The organism is Undibacterium sp. WLHG33, from assembly GCF_049544815.1.
Lineage (GTDB): Bacteria > Pseudomonadota > Gammaproteobacteria > Burkholderiales > Burkholderiaceae_D > Undibacterium.
This window is the reverse complement of record NZ_CP186697.1, coordinates 2916468-2934143: the sequence shown is the minus strand read 5'-3', so window position 1 is coordinate 2934143 and position 17676 is coordinate 2916468. Positions and strand designations below refer to the sequence as shown.

The window sequence follows — 17676 nt, the reverse complement described above, 5'->3', positions numbered from 1 at the left end:
TGTTTTTAACTGCATTTTCTGAATCGCATTGTTGACTGATTTTTGTACGACCGTACTAATCCGTCAATCACTATTTTTTTTGCGTAGCAACATTAGGTCCTAGAGAACTCCCTCTATTTTTAAATAAGCCTTTCCTGACAATGGTTTTCAGCATATTGCGGTGCGCAAAAATGGAGGAAATAAGCTGCTGCTGAGACCATAAAAAAAGGGCGACAGACCCGTACGATCCATCACCCTTTTAATTAAAATACAAAGATTATTACTGCTATGCAAATAACTGCTGTTTCCCCGGCCTTATTTCTGCTTCACCCACGTTGCGGGCGCTGCGCTTTTGCGCTCATCCCTGTCAACGGTACACCACTCTCCAGTTCAAAGCGGGCATCTTTATCACGCCCCAATGCGGCAACCAGATACGGCATCGTTTCTTTTAAGGTTGCCATCAGAGTCCACGGCGGATTCAGGATAAACATGCCGCTGCTGTGTAAGCCGAATCCATCGGGCGATGGTCCGCTGATCGACAAGGTGACGTGCAGCCAATCTTTCGCCGCCAGCCGCTTCAGTTTTTCCGGCAGTTGCCTCGACTCCTGGCGCTGCAGTACCGGATACCATACAGCATAGACGCCGGTCGGGAACCGTTTCAGTGCATCCTCCAGTGCAACCTTGACGCGGCGATAATCGTCCTTGACCTCATATGGCGGATCAATCAGCACCAGTCCGCGGCGCGACGGTGGCGGCAATAAAGCCTTCATACTTTCAAAACCATCGCCGTCAGAAATAATCACGCGCTTGCCACGTACCGTCGGACGGCGCCCCTGCTCAGCAGCATGCGCATCAAGCTTACGGAAGTTTTCACTGAGTATCTTGATTTCACTCGGATGCAACTCGAATAAACGCAGCCGGTCTTGCTCACGCATGACCTTATCTGCGCAATACGGTGATCCGGGGTAATAGCGCATTTTGCCACTGGGATTCAGATCCTTGATGAGCGCCATATACTCGCCCAGTGCCGGCGGCAGGTCTTTTTTGTCCCATAAAGGGGCAATACCGGTCTCATATTCTGCGTTTTTCATCGCGTAACCACTGTCGAGCGCATACAAACCTGCGCCGGAATGGGTATCGATATATGTGTAGGCAGCCTCTTTCTGATTCATGTATTGCAGCAACTGAATTAAGACCAGATGCTTAAGTACGTCGGCGTGATTGCCGGCATGAAAGCCGTGACGATAACTGAGCATGAATTGAATTCCTATAAAAAATGAAAGGCAACCTGCCTGCGCAGATTGCCATGATAACTAAGCCATTGACAGGGATGTCAGGCGACGCGCTTGCCAACAATAATCAGGTCGCGCTCTATCCCATCCAGAGTTGCAACGCGTGGCATATGCGCCCAGGTTGCAAATCCAAAATTTTCAAATAATTTCAGACTCGGCGTATTGTGACCAAAAATAAATCCTAACAGCGTATGCACATTGATTGTTGGTGCATGTGCTATGGCGAGTTCAAGAAAGCGTTTTCCCAGCCCTTTACCACGCGCGTCCTCATGCAGGTAAATCGACAGTTCTGCCGTCCCGGAATACGCCGGACGACCGTAGAAATTAGAAAACGACAACCAGCCGGTAATCTGACCATCCTGTTCGCTGACCCACAAAGGCCGGCGTTCGGGAGCGTGATCATAAAACCACTGATGCCTGGACTCCACACTGACAGGTTCCGTATCAGCGGTCACCTGGCGGGAGGCGATCGTTGAATTGTAAATGGCAACAATCGCCGGTAAATCGTCAAAATTGGCGATTCTGTATGAAAAATGATCCGACATGATAAATTAAATTGTGTGCGTAGGCCGACTTGAGCGTATCGCGGCACCAAGTGCATCTTCGATGCGCAAGCGTATTCTTGTTCCGCTTTCATCGCTGGGAAAATGAACGCCGATACCCTGGGATTTATTATTTCCGGCACCCGCGGGTGTCACCCAGGCGACCTTACCCGCAATCGGATACTTGGCCGGATCATCAAGCAAGGTCAGGATCAGGTAAATTTCGTCACCGATACGATACGCCTTATTGGTAGGAACAAAAATTCCGCCGTTCTTCAGAAACGGCATATAAGCAGCAAATAATGCGGCTTTTTCCTTGATCGCCAGAGATAAAACGGACGGGCGATTAGGTGCATGGTGCATCGGTTCTAATGCTAAATCTGACATAGTGTGCTTTCGCTGCGGTTATGCGAAGAGTGCAGAATACTCAAGCAACATATCTTCTAAAAATAATTTCGGCGATAAAGGATGCGTCGCGATTGCCTGCCGTTCGTTACAGCTCTTGATCAACATCAGCAAGGCCTCACTGGATACAACAGAAGCCAACGCCCTTACCTCTTTCTCATAGCGAGGATAATACCGGATTCTCCCGCTTTGTTTGTAAGAAAATATATCGTAGAGCCAACGCTGCATCCAGGCAATCGTTACCGGCATCTCCGTTTTCTGCATTTTATCGGCCAGTTTCAGGCTCGTATCCACGCCGGGGCGCGCCAGCTGACGTAAAAATTCATCCAGTTCCGTACGCGTGTCGGACTCTGCCATCGCCAGCGCGGCAAGGGGGGCACCGCCCTGCTGTGCGAGCCAGACATCCGCGTCACTCACGCCGCGCTGTCTGAGCCACGCGAGTGCAACTGACTGTTCCGGCATCCCCATCGGCAGTTTGTGGCAACGCGATAGTATCGTCGGCAACAACTTATCGATGCTGTTGGAAACCAGAATAAATATCGTATCTGCACCGGGCTCTTCCAGCGATTTTAATAAAGCATTCGCCGCAGGAATATTCAGCGCCTCAGCCGGATATAACACGATCACACGCCGCCCTTGTCTGTGCGTGGACAAATTCATGAAATCCGCAAGAGCACGGATCTGGTTAATCACAATTTCTTTCGATGGCGCTTTGCTCGCTTTACTCGTTTTCGCAGCGGGCTCGCTATCAGCGTCAGCCGAAGACGCTTCTTCCTCATCCAGCAGTTCGGGCCTGACACGACGGTAATCAGGATGACTGTACTGACTGAACCAGCCACAGGAACCACAGCGCCCACAGGCATGTCCGCCGGCATCCGGCTGCTCGCACAACAAAGACTTTGCCATGTGTTCGGCAAACACGGTTTTTCCTATGCCTTCAGGTCCGTACAGCAAGAAAGCATGCGGCATGCGGCCCTGCAATGATTGCAGATAATCCCATGCAGAGGTTTGCCAGCTAAATAGCGGATTACTCATATCAGGCGATACTCGTCTTTACTTGATTCGTTGGATTCTGTCCCGAAGCAGATGCTAATAAGGCATCAATAATGCCGTCGATTTCATTACGGATCGCAGCTATACTTTGTGTCGAATCGATAATGCGGAAGCGCTGCGGAAATTCTTTAGCGCGGCGGAGATATTCGTTACGGGTATCGGCGAAAAAATCCACTTTTTCCTGTTCAAATTTATCCAGCTCGCGGGTCGCATCCAGACGCGCCCGCGCCACCGCCAGCGGCACATCGAACAACAAGGTCAGATCGGGCTGCAAATCCGGATGCACCCATTGTTCGAGCGCATTCAGTTTGTCGAGCGACAAATGCCGGCCACCGCCCTGGTATGCAAAGCTCGCATCAGTGAAACGATCAGAAATCACCCAGTCGCCGCGCTCCAGTGCCGGTGCTATGACCTGTGCAATATGTTCACGCCGTACTGCAAACATCAGCAGTGCTTCTGTTTCGAGATGCATTTTTTGTTGCAGCAATACCTCGCGCAGCGTTTCTCCCAGCGGCGTACCGCCTGGCTCACGTGAAGTGATGACATCAATGCCGCGGGGCGACAACGCTTGTCTGAGTCGTTCGGCGACATAAGCAATATGCGTCGATTTGCCAGCACCGTCGATGCCCTCAAACGTGATAAATTTTCCAGTAACTTTCATTTGTTCTTTTTATTGATATTGGTTCTTGCCATCCACGTGACAGACGTGCCGGCATCGTTGTTGGCATTGCTAACGACACAGTTCTAGCGCTGATATTTATTCACCGCACGGTTATGCTCGCTCAGGTTTTCTGAAAAGTGACTGGTGCCATCACCGCGTGCCACGAAGTATAAAGCATCGCTGCGTGCCGGATTCAATGCTGCTGTAATGGATGCCAGTCCGGGTAAGGCAATTGGCGTCGGCGGCAAACCGGCACGGGTATATGTGTTATACGGCGTATCGGTCAGCAAATCACGCTTATAAATTTTGCCCTGGTATTTGTCTCCCATACCGTAAATCACCGTTGGATCGGTCTGCAACAACATGCCGGTTTTCAGACGATTCACAAATACCGCAGCAATCTGTGCGCGTTCCGACGGCTGACCGGTTTCTTTTTCGATGATTGATGCCATGATCAGCGCTTCGTATTTCGATTGATAAGGCAGATTCGCGGCACGCGCTTCCCATGCCTCATTCAACCGCTTCAACTGACTCGCATGCGCCTGCTGATAGACCTGGATATCGCTGCTACCCTTGGCAAATAAATAGGTGTCCGGAAAAAACATTCCTTCGCCCGCGACAAATTCGGCGCCGATTTTTTTCATCAGCTCGGCATCCGTCAGCCCCTTGGTATCGTGCTTTAACGCTGTACTGGCGTCGATTGCCTTACGCATCTGCGCAAACGTCCAGCCTTCAATAATCGCGACCGAGCCTTGAGAAAAATCGCCGTTGACAATTTTATCGAGCAACTCAACCGGAGTTTTCCCTGACAGCAGTTCGTAAGATCCTGCCTTCAGTTTATTGGCTTTACCGGTCACGCGCGCCAGCATTTCAAATGCAAACGGCGGCAGCGGAATGCCAGCGTCCTGCATCTGTTTCGCGGCGCTGCGAACACCGCTGCCAGCCTTGATCGTGAACTCCACCGAGGCTGATGACAGCACTATCGGTTGCTCTTTCCAGTAAATGAAACCTGCAATTGCTGCGGCGCCTGTTAATAAAAATAACAGAAAAAGAATTTTGATGAGTCTCATACAAGCGCGTGGTGTTGGTGACAAAAAGATGGCGAAAAAAATACGGGAAATGATATGCAGATTAAATCTGAGGCGCGTAGTGTAACGCAAGTCACCATGCTATTTGCTGCTGAGGCCCGTAACGGAACGCAAAAAAACACCCCTGCTGCACCAAGATTTGCTGAGACTACTATAATTCGTCCAAAGCATTGTCAGCGGGCGACAGGCATAGTCAGTGTCAATGTCGCCGGTTTTCATTCAGTTCAGCAGAAAGCAAATCGATATCATGTGGCAAGAATTTACAGCGCAACAGCATCTACCAATCACCAATGGCAAATTGAGCGGACAAGCATCCGTCTGGAATAAACCAGCGTTTCAGGAAGGCTTTGTCACCCTGCTGCCGGACACCGGCCTGATACGTGCCGAGGGTGAGGAAGCCGCGCATTTTCTGCACAACCAGCTCAGCAATGATGTAGAACATTTATCCTCCAGTGAAATTCGTCGCGCCGCCTATTGCACACCTAAGGGGCGGATGCTGGCCAGCTTTGTGTACTGGAAAACCGATAGTGCAATCATTTTGCAGCTATCCCGTTCGATACAAACAGCGGTACAAAAACGGCTGAACATGTTTGTGTTGCGCGCCAAAGTAAAACTCAGCGATGTCAGCGATCAGTGTGTCAGTTTCGCGCTCGGTGGTGCACAGGCAGCACAGGTGCTGACCAACTGGTTTCCTGACTTACCAGCGGCCAACGCGCAGATCAGCAATGAATCCGGTACGCTGATCCGTTTCACTGATGTAATGAACGTCGCCCGCTATCAGTGGTTATGCCCTGCCGACAAAGCCGCAGCGGTCTGGGCTACCCTCAGCTTACAATTGCAGCCGACCAATACCGCTGACTGGAATCTGAGCGATATTCAGGCAGGCATCGCGCACATTAATCAGCTTACGCAGGAAAAATTTGTGCCGCAAATGATTAACTTTGAACTGGTCGGCGGCGTGAACTTCAGAAAAGGCTGCTATCCGGGGCAGGAAATCGTTGCCCGCAGCCAGTACCTGGGCAAGCTGAAACGCCGCATGACACTGGCGCAGATTCCCGGTGTCGGACTGACAGACGGCATGGATGTTTTTAATGTCAACGATGGCGACGAGACCAATGCTGGCGAGAACAAACAGCCATGCGGCGTGATTGTGAATGCGGAACAAATCAATGAGAGCAGCACTCTGGCCTTAATCGAAATGACGCTGGCAGATCAGGAAAGCGGCGCAATCCGTTGCGGCAGCATAGACGGTCCGCTGGCACAACTCTTGCCCTTACCCTACGAGATCACCGATATTACGCGTTAAATCTGCCGTTGATCCAGACCTCGTCCGCACAAAATAAGCGCAAAACAAGCTCAGAAAAGTGATTTCAGGGCAAAAATATACTCCCCGGAGTATATTTTACAGCCCTTATTCTATGCGGACATTAGCGTTAAATTGGCAGATACTCCCCCTTTTTCCTTAAAACACAAGATGGATTGTTATATTTATTTCAAAGCCGGAGCCGCGCTGGAGGAAAAAGTGATTGCGGCAGAAAAATCCCTGCAACAACTGGTACTGGCGCGATTGGGTGTCAGGGGGAAACTGCAACGACGCCCTGAATCAGCGAATGATCTGCACACCTGGATGGAGGTGTACGCGAATGTGCCCGACGATTTCTCCGTGCAGCTGGAAATATTGGTGCAGCAAACGGGCTTAGCTGAATTGCAGTACAGTGAACGTCGTACTGAATATTTTTTGGATGTAGATGTATGTGCCTGATCGTTTTTGCATGGAAGTTACTCCCCGCCACGCCGCTGCTGGTCGCAGCCAATCGCGATGAATACTATGACCGCCCGGCGGCACCCGCAGGCTGGTGGCAAGATCATCCGCAGATTTATGCCGGGCGCGATCTGCAATCCGGCGGCACCTGGCTGGGAATACAAAGCCCGCAAGCCGATGCGCCTGCCAGAAAATTTGCTGCCATCACCAACGTCCGCGCACCTTCTGAAAAACGTGACGATGCACCTTCGCGTGGCGGTCTTGTTTCTGAGTATCTGCAAAATGACATGGCTGCGCAGGATTATGTCGATCAATTACGCGGCAAGGTCGATCACTACAATGGCTTTAACCTGCTCGTCGGTGACGCGCAGGATCTGATCTGGTTTTCGAATCGCCACACCGATGATCCGCGTAACGGTCTGCCGCTGGCACCTGGCATTTACGGCATCTCCAACGCCGCCTTAGACACCTGCTGGCACAAAGTCATCAAGACCAAAGCAGAATTCTGCAGTCTGCTCTGTCAGTTAGCTCCAGAAGACGCGTTCTTCGAAATGCTGGCCAATACGAATCCGGCCCCCGATTGCCGCCTGCCGGATACCGGCGTCTCGTTTGAAATGGAACGCCTGCTTTCCGCCCCCTGCATCGTCTCACCCAACTATGGCACCCGCGTTTCAACTCTGGTCAAACTACATCAGGATTACCCGGCAGAGTTTCACGAAAAAAATCCTGCGCTGAGTTGATTGTAGTGACAAAAATAAGGTATCAAACCTTACGCAGCGGCGCTCGCCACAACACCAAAGCAGCCAGGCATTTCAGAACGCAGGGCAACACTGCGTAGGCGAATGACAATGCATGCAAACCGCCGCCAGTGCTGATGCCCGGCGTGTAGCCCATATAATCCAGCAAAGGCAGCGACAAACCCGCAGCAAGTGCGAGATTCATTTTACTGGCCCAGTTCCACGCGCCGAAATAACTTCCCTCATAGCGCTCACTATGCCCCGCCTGCCGTATCACGCCCGACAGCAATGCCGGAGGCAAAGCAAGGTCAGCACCGAGACACAGGCCGGATAAAACGCAAATCACCGCAAAGGCAGTCAGATCACCGGCCTGCAGACTGTAAGCCCAGATGAAACTCAGCACCGATAACAGCATCGCCAGCAACCATGCGCGGGTTTCATGGATGCGATGCGCAATTCGTACCCACAACGGCAATGACATCGCCGCAGCGACAAAATACAGTAGCAACAACACGCCAGAATACGACGCCAGTTGCAAGCGGTCTTTAGCGAAAAATAAAAACAAGGTCGCTGGAATTGCCGCTGCAATTCCGTTCAGCACGAAGACCAAGAATAATGAGCGGAAATAGGGATTCAAAAACAGCTCGCGCCAACGTAAGCTGGTGTGTTGTTCCAGATGGCGATTAAGCAAGTCTGGGGTAAAACGCAGCAGCAAAAAGGCGCAGATCAGTAAGCTACAAATCAGCACCGCAGACAACCACGAAATATCGGCGAATTGCGATAACAATGCGGCAGTGACGACACCGGCGACGCCGCAGAGTTCACGCGTCGCAGTCAGACGCAGACGTTCTCCCGGAAACTGCGTCAGCGCTGCGCCCCAGCTTTGAAAGGCGATACTGGCGAGACTATATCCGGCATACACCATCAGCAAGGCGCAGAAAAACCAGAGCATTGGTGAAACCGCCGTCGCTGCTGGCGGATGAAACAACGCGTAAAAACCAGGGATCAGCAAAGGCAGTGAATACAGAATAAAGCGGCCGTATCCCTGATTCGCTGGACGTTTATCTATCCATGCGCCGAGCAAGGGATCAAGGAACGCATCGAGCACACGCGAGACCAACAGTGCAGAGCCAATCAGACTCAGCGACATGCCAAAGCGCTCGGCATAAAACTGTGGCACGTACACGTAAATCGGCAAGGCGAGCAAGGCCAGTGGAAAGCCAAACAAACCATATGCCAGCAATCTGGGGAGCGAAAAAACTTTCACCTGCACGTCTCTTTCAGTTTGAGTTCATCGTCTATGCGTCCGCATCGGATCAAGGATCAGATCGACGAAAAAAAGCGCGCTCATTATTTCATGAACGCGCTTTTTCTGTGCGACACCTGCGATGACGGCTATTTCGTGGTGACAGTCATCAATAATCTTATACGGTGTAACTTAACTCAACTCTTCCAGACGCAGTTTGATGACTGAGCCGGTAACAGTGGCCAGTGCTTCGATTTTTTCTATCGCAGCGATGATATTTTTCTCTTTGGTCTGATGCGTCAGGATGATGATGTCGGTACGGGTTTCGCCCTCACCCGGTTCTTTCTGCAACATCGCATCGATAGAAATCGACAGATCAGCCAGAATACGGGTTACATCAGCCAGCACACCGGGTTTGTCTTCGACATGCATGCGCAGATAGTAGCTGGTCACGATTTCTGACATCGGCAAAATCGGCAGATCGCTGATCGCAGCCGGTTGGAACGCCAGATGCGGCACCCGATGTTCCGGGTCAGCGGTCGCCAGACGCGTGATATCCACCAGGTCCGCAATCACCGCTGAAGCGGTTGGTTCTGCGCCCGCACCTTTGCCGTAATACAGAGTCGCACCGACGGCGTCGCCTTGCACCAGCACGGCATTCATCGCCCCTTCCACGTTCGCAATCAGACGTTTTTCAGGAATCAGCGTCGGATGCACGCGCAACTCTATGCCTTCCGGCGTACGCTTGGTAATACCCAGTAATTTGATGCGATAGCCAAGATCTTCGGCATAACGGATGTCGCTGGCTTCCAGCTTGGTGATGCCTTCGACATAGGCTTTATCGAATTGCATAGGAATGCCGTACGCAATTGAGGCCATGATGGTCGCTTTATGCGCCGCATCCACACCTTCGATGTCAAAGGTTGGATCCGCTTCCGCGTAGCCCAATGCCTGCGCCTCTTTCAGCACGGAATTGAAGTCCAGCCCTTTGTCACGCATTTCCGACAAAATGAAATTGGTGGTGCCATTGATGATGCCAGCGATCCATTGAATACGATTGGCCGTCAGGCCTTCACGCAGCGCTTTGATGATAGGAATACCTCCGGCGACAGCCGCTTCAAAGGCAACCATCACGCCTTTTTCCTGCGCCGCTTTAAAAATCTCATTGCCATGCGTTGCCAGCAATGCCTTGTTTGCCGTTACCACATGTTTGCCATTCGCAATCGCTTTCAGCACCAGATCTTTGGCGATGCCATAACCACCGATCAGTTCAATTACGATATCGATGTCAGGATTGTTCACCACCAGATTGGCATCATTGACGACTTCCGCTTCTCCATTTGTGAGTTCACGTGCCCGCTCAATATTCAGATCTGCCACCATCGCAATTTCAATTGAACGGCCAGCGCGACGCGTAATTTCTTCCTGATTACGCTTCAAGACGTTGAAAGTGCCGGAACCGACAGTGCCTATACCTAACAGACCTACTTTGATGGGTTTCATATGATTTTTAAACAGTAAATTGGAATTAATTAGTACCGTGACGCTTACGATATCCCTCAAGGAAATAATCGATACGTCCGAATGCTTCAGTCAGATCATCCGCGTTTGGCAAGAATACCACCCTGAAGTGGTCAGGTCTGATCCAGTTAAAACCTGTTCCCTGCACCAACAATACACGCTGCTCGGTCAGCAGTTCATGTATGAATTCCTGGTCATCCGTGATCGGATAAATCTCGGGGTCCAGTTTCGGAAACATATACAACGCTGCTTTTGGCTTCACACAGCTGACGCCGGGGATCGCCGTCAGCAATTTGTGCGCAAGATCGCGCTGGCGCAATAAACGACCACCAGGCCCGACCAGATCCTTGATGCTCTGATAGCCACCCAGCGCGGTCTGAATCGCAAACTGCCCCGGCGCATTCGCACACAAGCGCATCGAGGCCAGCATATTCAGGCCTTCAATATAATCTTTGGCATGGCGTTTTTCACCGGAAACCACCATCCAGCCGGCACGATAGCCGCAAGAGCGATAATTTTTTGAAAGACCGTTGAGGGTGAGAAATAATACGTCATCCGCTAACGAAGCAATCGACACATGCTCGGCTTCATCATACAAAGTCTTATCGTAAATTTCATCCGCAAACACAATTAACTGATGCTGACGGGCGACTTCGACGATCTGCTGCAACACTTCGACCGGATACAAGGCGCCGGTAGGATTATTCGGATTGATGACGACAATCGCTTTCGTATTCGGAGTGATCTTGCTCTTGATATCGTCGATATCCGGCATCCAGTCGGCACTTTCATCGCACACATAATGCACGGGATTACCGCCGGACAAACTTACGGCAGCAGTCCACAGAGGATAGTCCGGTGCAGGTACCAGAACTTCATCACCGCTGTTCAGCAATGCGTTCATGCCCATCACGATCAGCTCAGATGCGCCATTACCGATATAGATATCTTCTATCGTCACGCCACGGATGAATTTTTCCTGCGTGTAATGCATGATGGATTTTCGCGGAGCAAACATGCCCTTGGAATCCGTATAGCCGGCCGCGTTATGCATATTACGGATCATATCCTGCACAATTTCATCCGGCGGATCAAAATTAAACACCGCCAGATTGCCGATGTTGAGCTTAATGATCTTGTGCCCTTCGTCTTCCATCTGCTTGGCTTTTTCCAGCACCGGTCCACGGATGTCATAACAAACGTTCGCTAACTTTTGTGATTTTTGTATCGGACGCACTGGAAAATTCCTTCTATGATAAGCATGCAAGCCAGCAAAATCAGGACACCCTATTTTGCTGCAATGCGAAACGAAACATTTTTGCACAGGGCATCCGGTTTGATCAATTCGTTTTCAATAAATCGCTGTCACAAACATGATTTCGTGCAAATAACCGATGTTTTTAATACCACTCCAACATCAAAACAAACGAATATTCGAAATTACACAGAAATTGCCACAGATTGTTAATTGTTTATTCTGATTTACAAAAGCGGAGTAGTATCAAATCCGGCGAGGATATGCTAGTGCTGAAAAAAATCTGCGATGAGGGGGGGACTATGTCAGTAACATCATTTATACAAAAATTGAGTATCGCCAGACAACTGCGCATCATTATCGTCAGCGCAGTTCTGGGCATCGTTGTATTAACAGGGCTGTTTCTTTTCTCCGAAAAAGCCATGCTGTTACAAGAACGTAAGAGCAATGTCAGGCAAACCGTAGAAACCGTTGAGAAACTGGTTGCGCACTATCACGATCTGGCGACCAAAAACAAGATGCCGGAAGCGGATGCCAAACAAGCTGCGAAAGATGCTGTACGCGCATTGAAATACGGTGCGGACGAATATTTCTGGATTAATGACATGAATAACCGCATGGTCATGCATCCGATTAAGCCGGCACTTGACGGCACTGATTTATCCGATAACAAAGATCCCACGGGAAAACTTTTCTTTGTCGAAATGGTGCAGACGGTGAAAGAACATGGCGAAGGATTTGTGTTCTATATGTGGCCTAAACCCGGCAGTGAAGCACCGGTAGAAAAAGTCTCATTTGTCAAAGGATTTAAACCCTGGGGCTGGGTCATCGGTTCGGGTGTGTATATTGATTCGGTTAACGCCACATTTTATGAACGCCTGCTGTCATTCTCTGTCGGCGCAGCGATACTGACCGGTATCTTATTACTGATTTCGCTCGTGATTGCCAAAAGTCTGCTGCAGCAACTGGGCGGCGAGCCAAGCTATGCAGCGGAAATTACCAGCCAGATTGCGCAAGGTGATCTGAGCACGGATATCCAGCTCAGATCCGGCGATCAGTCCAGTCTGCTGTACTCCATACAATCCATGCGTGACAGCATCGCAAAAATCATCGGTGACGTACGTACCGGAACAGAAGCGATTTCCAGCGCATCGACCGAGATCGCATCAGGCAATATGGACTTATCATCCCGAACTGAGTCGCAGGCCAGCTCGCTTGAAGAAACGGCATCATCAATGGAAGAGCTGACCAGCACTGTACAACACAACGCCGATAATGCGCGGCAGGCAAATCAACTGGTTCTGAATGCGTCAGAAGTTGCCAGAAAAGGTGGTGCCGTTGTGACCGAGGTTGTATCCACCATGGGAGTCATCAATGCCTCATCGCAAAAAATTGTCGACATCATCGGCGTCATTGATGGCATTGCTTTTCAAACCAATATCCTCGCATTGAATGCTGCCGTCGAGGCAGCCCGCGCAGGCGAGCAGGGACGCGGCTTTGCCGTTGTCGCATCGGAAGTCCGCAATCTGGCGCAACGCTCCGCAACAGCGGCAAAAGAAATCAAAGCGCTGATCAATGACTCCGTAGAGAGCGTCAATCACGGCAGCAAGCTGGTCGATCAGGCTGGTGAAACCATGAACGAGATTCTCGAAAGTGTGCGTAAAGTAACCGATGTGATCGCGGAAATTTCTGCGGCGACATCCGAACAAAGTTCTGGCATCTCCCAGGTTAATCTGGCGATTGTAGAAATGGATAACGTCACCCAGCAAAATGCTGCGCTGGTCGAACAGGCGGCGGCGGCAGCCGCAATGCAGGAGCAATCGGCCCACCTGCTCAGCGAAGTCAGCATTTTCAAGTTAAAGACGGATGCTGCTGCGCCTGTGGCGGCAAGACCTACACCAGCCAGACCAGCTGCGGTGCGCGCGGCAAGCCCAAACCGCTCCGTGGGACAGACAAAATCACAAACGATAAACAAAGCGCTGCCGGCGAAGAAAATGATCACATCCCAGGCCCCGAAACAGGACGAGGCGGATCAGTGGGAGGAGTTCTGATTGCGGAAAGTATCGCTTGCGTCAGTCAGATTTCACCTCACTTACGCGGGAAATTACAGCGCATAGTCAGATCACAGCAATTCAAGCGTCTGCTTCGCAAGCAAGACAGTCACTCAAGGCGGACAAATTTTTGTCCGCTTTTTTTTGACTGCAAGAATCTGGCCTGCGGAGGAATAAGACCAAAAAAAACAAGTGGTTAGTTTGTTCCCGGTACGGCTAAAGCACCTGATTGCTTTTCAGAATTGATCAATCGATGTCAGAAATTCTGTAAAAAAAGTTACAATGCCGCACTCACAAGGCGTACACCAAAGACAGAGCAAAAAAGATGAAACTGCATTCGACACCGACACAACAATACCAAACCGTTACAGGCTACGAAAAGGACAGCGTTGAAATCAACGCGATTCTCTACACTCATAGTCTGATTGTTTTGCCTGAAACTAAGCCTGTCGTCTGGCCAGTCAGCAGCTTTGATGACCTGAGCGCTGATGATTTTGCGCAAATTGATACCACCAAACCTGATGTCGTGATTTTAGGAACGGGCAACAAACAACGTTTCATTCATCCTCGCCTGATTGCGGCACTGACAGCGCAACGCATCGGTGTTGAATGTATGGATAATCAGGCAGCTTGCCGCACCTATAACATTCTGATGGCGGAAGGCCGCAAGGTTGCACTGGCGCTGGTGATGGAGAAGGCATGAACATCAACAAACATACACAATCGCCGTTCGAGTCGCCGCGAACCTTATGGGCATTGGCGATCGGCTTCCTGATTATCTGGTTTTATATGCTGGGCGCCAGAACCCTGGTGCCGACTGATGAAGGCCGCTACGCCGAGATGGGACGAGAAATGCTGGCCACCGGCGACTGGATCACGCTGCGCCTGAACGGCATCAAGTATTTCGAAAAGCCGCCACTGCAAAACTGGATGAACGCCCTCACCTTCGCCGTGTTTGGCCTCGGTGACTGGCAGGCACGTTTATGGACCGGGCTTTGCGGCCTGATCGGCGTTGCGTCTGTCGCTTATACCGGAAATAAATTATTTAACCGTCGTGTCGGCATTATCGCCGCACTGGTACTGGGTTCCAGCTTTTACTGGGCCGGTATGGGGCACGTCAATTCGCTGGACATGGGTTTATCCGGCATGATGGTGCTTTGCATGTGCGGACTTATCGTCGGGCAACGCGATGGCGTCAGTGACATTGAACGCCGCAACGCCATGTTGGTGTGTTGGACGGGCATGGCATTAGCAACAATGTCAAAAGGCTTGATAGGTTTTGTTTTACCGGGTGCAGTACTGGTGATATACACCTTGCTGACCAGAGACTGGGCTTTGTGGGCACGCTTGCACATGGGCAAAGGTCTGATTCTGTTTTTTGCGATCACGGCACCCTGGTTCATTTTAATTGCACTGAAAAATCCGGAACATCCGCACTTCTTTTTCATCCACGAGCACTTTCAGCGTTTCACCAGCGGTGTACACAATCGTGGCGGTGCCTGGTATTACTTCTTCCCTTTCCTGTTGCTGGGTATCGTGCCCTGGCTAGGCGTATTGCTGCAGGGTTTGTGGACTGGCGTCAAAGAGCCATCGACAGGCTTTCAACCGCGTAAACTGCTGTTGGTCTGGGCAGTGTTTTTCTTTTTCTTCTTCAGTATTTCCGGTTCTAAATTGCCGGGCTATATTCTGCCGATTTTCCCGGCGCTGGCTCTGCTGATTGCGTATTATGTTGATCAATGTCAGGCGCGTGATCTGAAGATAGCGGCTCTTCTGTTTGCGTTGTTGGGTCTGATCGGTCTGCTGTTTGTAAATAAGGCAGCAGGACTGGGCTCTAATCCCATTGAAATCTCGCTGAATCAGGGTTATGCCGTATGGCTGTTTGTCGCCGCAGGCATGACGCTGGCTGGCGGTCTTGGCGCTTGGTTTGTTGCAGGCAAAGGTGCCACTGGCAAAGACTGGTCCGTGATTCTGCTGGCGAGTGCCGGATTCATCGCCGGACAAGTCGCCTTTCTCGGTCACGATCCCTGGGGTAAATATATCGCCGGCTCTGCGCATGTGCCTGCGATGAAAGCGGAACTGACAAAACCGGATACCCCTTTGTACGCCGTCGGGCGATATGAACAGGCGCTGCCGTTTTATCTGGAACGTACGCTGACACTGGTAGAATTTCCGGATGAAATGGAATTCGGTCTGAAACAGCAACCGGAATTATGGATACCTGACCGCGCCGATTTCGTTGCACGCTGGCGGGCGCATAATCAGCGCGGCGAAGCGGCTGTTGCCATTGTCCGCACCGATATTTACAAGGAATTCCAACAGCAACATCTGCCTATGCGCGTGATTGGTGAAGATCCGCGCCGTGTGATTATCGCGACGATACATCCTTAAAAAAAAGAAAAACATCAGAATCACAATGAATATTAATACTTTCGGCTTCATCATTACCGGCATTCTGCTGAACGCGTTAGCACAATTGCTGCTGAAAAAAGGCACGAATGCCATCGGTGAAATCCACGTCAATGCCAGCAACTGGCTTCATATCGGCATACAGATCGCAACCCAGTTGCCCATCATCGGTGGTCTCGCGTGTTATGGGCTGTCTGTTGTGGTGTGGATCATCGGTCTGTCACGCATACCGGTGACGATCGCCTACCCTCTGCTGTCGATCGGTTACATCGTCAATGCGATCGGTGCCTGGTATTTCCTCGGCGAAGCCATGACCTTGCAACGTATGCTGGCGATCGGCATCATCATCATCGGCGTGGCTTTACTAATGAAGAGTTAATTAGAGAAATTGGGGGAGTATGTGTAAAAATCGCCCTATTCCCTGCGGAAACAAAGGGCTTCCGGATATACTCCACCCAGTATATAAACAGCCTGATGCAGCACCAATTGCACCAGACACGTAGCAAACATGCAGTACGTACGCGTCTCAGACGCTATTAAAGGATCAATATGAGCGACTCTTTACCATTTTTGCCTTTCACCAAACCCAGCATAGATGAAGAAACCATTGCGGCTGTCTCGGAGGTATTGCGCTCCGGCTGGCTCGCCAGCGGACCAAAAGTGCAGGCGTTGGAAGCGCAGTTATCAGAATACTTCGGTGGCCGTCCGGTACGTACGTTTAACTCCGGCACCTGCACCATGGAAATCGCTTTGCGGATCGCCGGCATAGGCGCTGGTGACGAGGTGATCACGACGCCGAATTCGTGGGTCGCCACGGCCAGCGTGATTATTGAAACCGGCGCGACGCCAGTGTTTGTCGATATCGATCCGAAAACGCATAACATCGACCTGAACCGGGTTGAAGCCGCGATCACACCACGCACAAAAGCAATCATTCCTGTGCACATGTGCGGCCTGCCTTGCGACATGGATAAATTGTACGAGCTTGCCGACAAATATCATTTGCGCGTGGTCGAAGATGCAGCGCAGGCCATAGGCTCAACCTGGAAAGGAAAACGCATAGGCTCGTTTGGCGATTTTGTGTCGTTCAGCTTTCAGGTCAACAAAAATATCATGACCGGTGAAGGTGGCTGCCTGGTATTGAATAACGCAGAAGAAGCACGCCTTGCCGAAAAATACCGTTTACAAGGTGTGACCCGCAGCGGCCTTGATGGTATCGACGTAGATGTGCTGGGCGGAAAATTCAATCTGACCGACATCGCCGCAGCAATCGGCCTCGGTCAGATGAAACATCTGGCGGAATTCAACGCCAGACGTAAAGAACTCGCCCAATATTATTTCGAACAATTCGGCCCGGACTTTGAAGCCCAGACCGGTGCCGAACTGCCGGTCGCGGACTTCACCAATTCAAACTGGCACATGTTCCATATCGTGCTGCCGGAACGTGTAAACCGCGCAGTCTTCATGCAGCAGATGCTGGACGTGCAGATTGGTCTCGGCTACCACTATCGTCAGATTCATCTGTTCACCATGTACCGCGCCCGTGGCTTTAAAGAAGGCATGTTCCCGATTGCTGAACGTATTGGCAATCAGATCGTGACTTTGCCATTGTTCCCGGCAATGACAAAGACCGATGTCGAACGCGTCGTGTCTGCGGTAAAATCCCGCCTTCTTTGAA

The 17676-nt window shown here is 50.9% G+C and carries 17 protein-coding genes; 8 read left to right on the top strand and 9 right to left on the bottom strand.

What is annotated here, in order from left to right; genetic code table 11:
- Nucleotides 1-305: 305 nt before the first annotated feature.
- From ACOTSW_RS13325 to mltG, 6 genes are all read right to left on the bottom strand, one after another.
- Nucleotides 306-1235 (bottom strand): 23S rRNA (adenine(2030)-N(6))-methyltransferase RlmJ, encoded by a 930-nt coding sequence (locus ACOTSW_RS13325; RefSeq protein ID WP_423679556.1) that lies wholly within the window; start codon nucleotides 1233-1235, stop codon nucleotides 306-308.
- Between the two features lie 77 nt (nucleotides 1236-1312).
- The gene (locus ACOTSW_RS13320; protein ID WP_423679555.1) at nucleotides 1313-1816 is read right to left on the bottom strand and encodes a GNAT family N-acetyltransferase; all 504 of its coding nucleotides are present in this window, start codon (nucleotides 1814-1816) and stop codon (nucleotides 1313-1315) included.
- A gap of 6 nt (nucleotides 1817-1822) precedes the next feature.
- On the bottom strand, nucleotides 1823-2200 hold the full coding sequence (locus ACOTSW_RS13315; protein WP_423679554.1) for a PilZ domain-containing protein: 378 nt from the start codon (nucleotides 2198-2200) through the stop codon (nucleotides 1823-1825).
- Between the two features lie 18 nt (nucleotides 2201-2218).
- A complete protein-coding gene (gene holB, locus ACOTSW_RS13310; RefSeq protein ID WP_423679553.1) occupies nucleotides 2219-3253 on the bottom strand; it encodes a DNA polymerase III subunit delta' in 1035 nt (344 codons plus the stop codon).
- Between the two features lies 1 nt (nucleotide 3254).
- Nucleotides 3255-3932, bottom strand: a complete 678-nt coding sequence (gene tmk / locus ACOTSW_RS13305; protein ID WP_423679552.1) for a dTMP kinase — start codon at nucleotides 3930-3932, stop codon at nucleotides 3255-3257.
- An 83-nt stretch (nucleotides 3933-4015) separates the two neighbouring features.
- A complete protein-coding gene (gene mltG, locus ACOTSW_RS13300; protein WP_423679551.1) occupies nucleotides 4016-5002 on the bottom strand; it encodes an endolytic transglycosylase MltG in 987 nt (328 codons plus the stop codon).
- Between the two features lie 265 nt (nucleotides 5003-5267).
- On the opposite strand from mltG, the gene ACOTSW_RS13295 reads away from it, so the two are divergent.
- From ACOTSW_RS13295 to ACOTSW_RS13285, 3 genes are all read left to right on the top strand, one after another.
- Nucleotides 5268-6326 carry a YgfZ/GcvT domain-containing protein gene (locus ACOTSW_RS13295; RefSeq protein ID WP_423679550.1) on the top strand — a complete coding sequence of 353 codons (1059 nt, stop codon included), beginning with the start codon at nucleotides 5268-5270 and terminating at the stop codon, nucleotides 6324-6326.
- A 168-nt stretch (nucleotides 6327-6494) separates the two neighbouring features.
- Entirely contained in the window at nucleotides 6495-6782 is a 288-nt protein-coding gene (locus ACOTSW_RS13290; protein WP_423679549.1) for a DUF4936 family protein, read from the top strand.
- Nucleotides 6773-7522 carry an NRDE family protein gene (locus ACOTSW_RS13285; protein WP_423679548.1) on the top strand — a complete coding sequence of 250 codons (750 nt, stop codon included), beginning with the start codon at nucleotides 6773-6775 and terminating at the stop codon, nucleotides 7520-7522. Before ACOTSW_RS13290 ends, ACOTSW_RS13285 begins: the two co-directional genes overlap by 10 nt.
- Before the next feature lie 22 nt (nucleotides 7523-7544).
- Here ACOTSW_RS13285 and ACOTSW_RS13280 read toward each other — a convergent pair whose 3' ends face one another.
- From ACOTSW_RS13280 to ACOTSW_RS13270, 3 genes are all read right to left on the bottom strand, one after another.
- Nucleotides 7545-8786, bottom strand: coding sequence for an MFS transporter (locus ACOTSW_RS13280; RefSeq protein ID WP_423679547.1), 1242 nt, complete (start codon nucleotides 8784-8786; stop codon nucleotides 7545-7547).
- Between the two features lie 171 nt (nucleotides 8787-8957).
- Nucleotides 8958-10268 (bottom strand): homoserine dehydrogenase, encoded by a 1311-nt coding sequence (locus ACOTSW_RS13275; protein ID WP_423679546.1) that lies wholly within the window; start codon nucleotides 10266-10268, stop codon nucleotides 8958-8960.
- A gap of 25 nt (nucleotides 10269-10293) precedes the next feature.
- Entirely contained in the window at nucleotides 10294-11523 is a 1230-nt protein-coding gene (locus ACOTSW_RS13270; protein WP_423679545.1) for a pyridoxal phosphate-dependent aminotransferase, read from the bottom strand.
- A gap of 320 nt (nucleotides 11524-11843) precedes the next feature.
- Between ACOTSW_RS13270 and ACOTSW_RS13265 the strand changes: the two genes are divergently transcribed.
- The 5 genes from ACOTSW_RS13265 to ACOTSW_RS13245 all read left to right on the top strand — a co-directional run bounded on the left by ACOTSW_RS13265 (nucleotide 11844) and on the right by ACOTSW_RS13245 (nucleotide 17675).
- Complete coding sequence (locus tag ACOTSW_RS13265) at nucleotides 11844-13592, top strand: methyl-accepting chemotaxis protein (RefSeq protein WP_423679544.1); 1749 nt, start codon at nucleotides 11844-11846, stop codon at nucleotides 13590-13592.
- Nucleotides 13593-13917: 325 nt separating this feature from the next.
- Nucleotides 13918-14295: an Mth938-like domain-containing protein gene (locus ACOTSW_RS13260; protein ID WP_423679543.1), complete on the top strand. Its 378-nt coding sequence runs from the start codon at nucleotides 13918-13920 to the stop codon at nucleotides 14293-14295.
- On the top strand, nucleotides 14292-15980 hold the full coding sequence (locus ACOTSW_RS13255) for a glycosyltransferase family 39 protein (protein ID WP_423679542.1): 1689 nt from the start codon (nucleotides 14292-14294) through the stop codon (nucleotides 15978-15980). The genes ACOTSW_RS13260 and ACOTSW_RS13255 overlap by 4 nt, the downstream gene beginning before the upstream one ends.
- A 25-nt stretch (nucleotides 15981-16005) precedes the next feature.
- Nucleotides 16006-16377 carry an EamA family transporter gene (locus ACOTSW_RS13250; protein ID WP_423679541.1) on the top strand — a complete coding sequence of 124 codons (372 nt, stop codon included), beginning with the start codon at nucleotides 16006-16008 and terminating at the stop codon, nucleotides 16375-16377.
- Between the two features lie 170 nt (nucleotides 16378-16547).
- A complete protein-coding gene (locus ACOTSW_RS13245) occupies nucleotides 16548-17675 on the top strand; it encodes a DegT/DnrJ/EryC1/StrS family aminotransferase (RefSeq protein ID WP_423679540.1) in 1128 nt (375 codons plus the stop codon).
- The last annotated feature ends 1 nt before the right edge of the window (nucleotide 17676 follow it).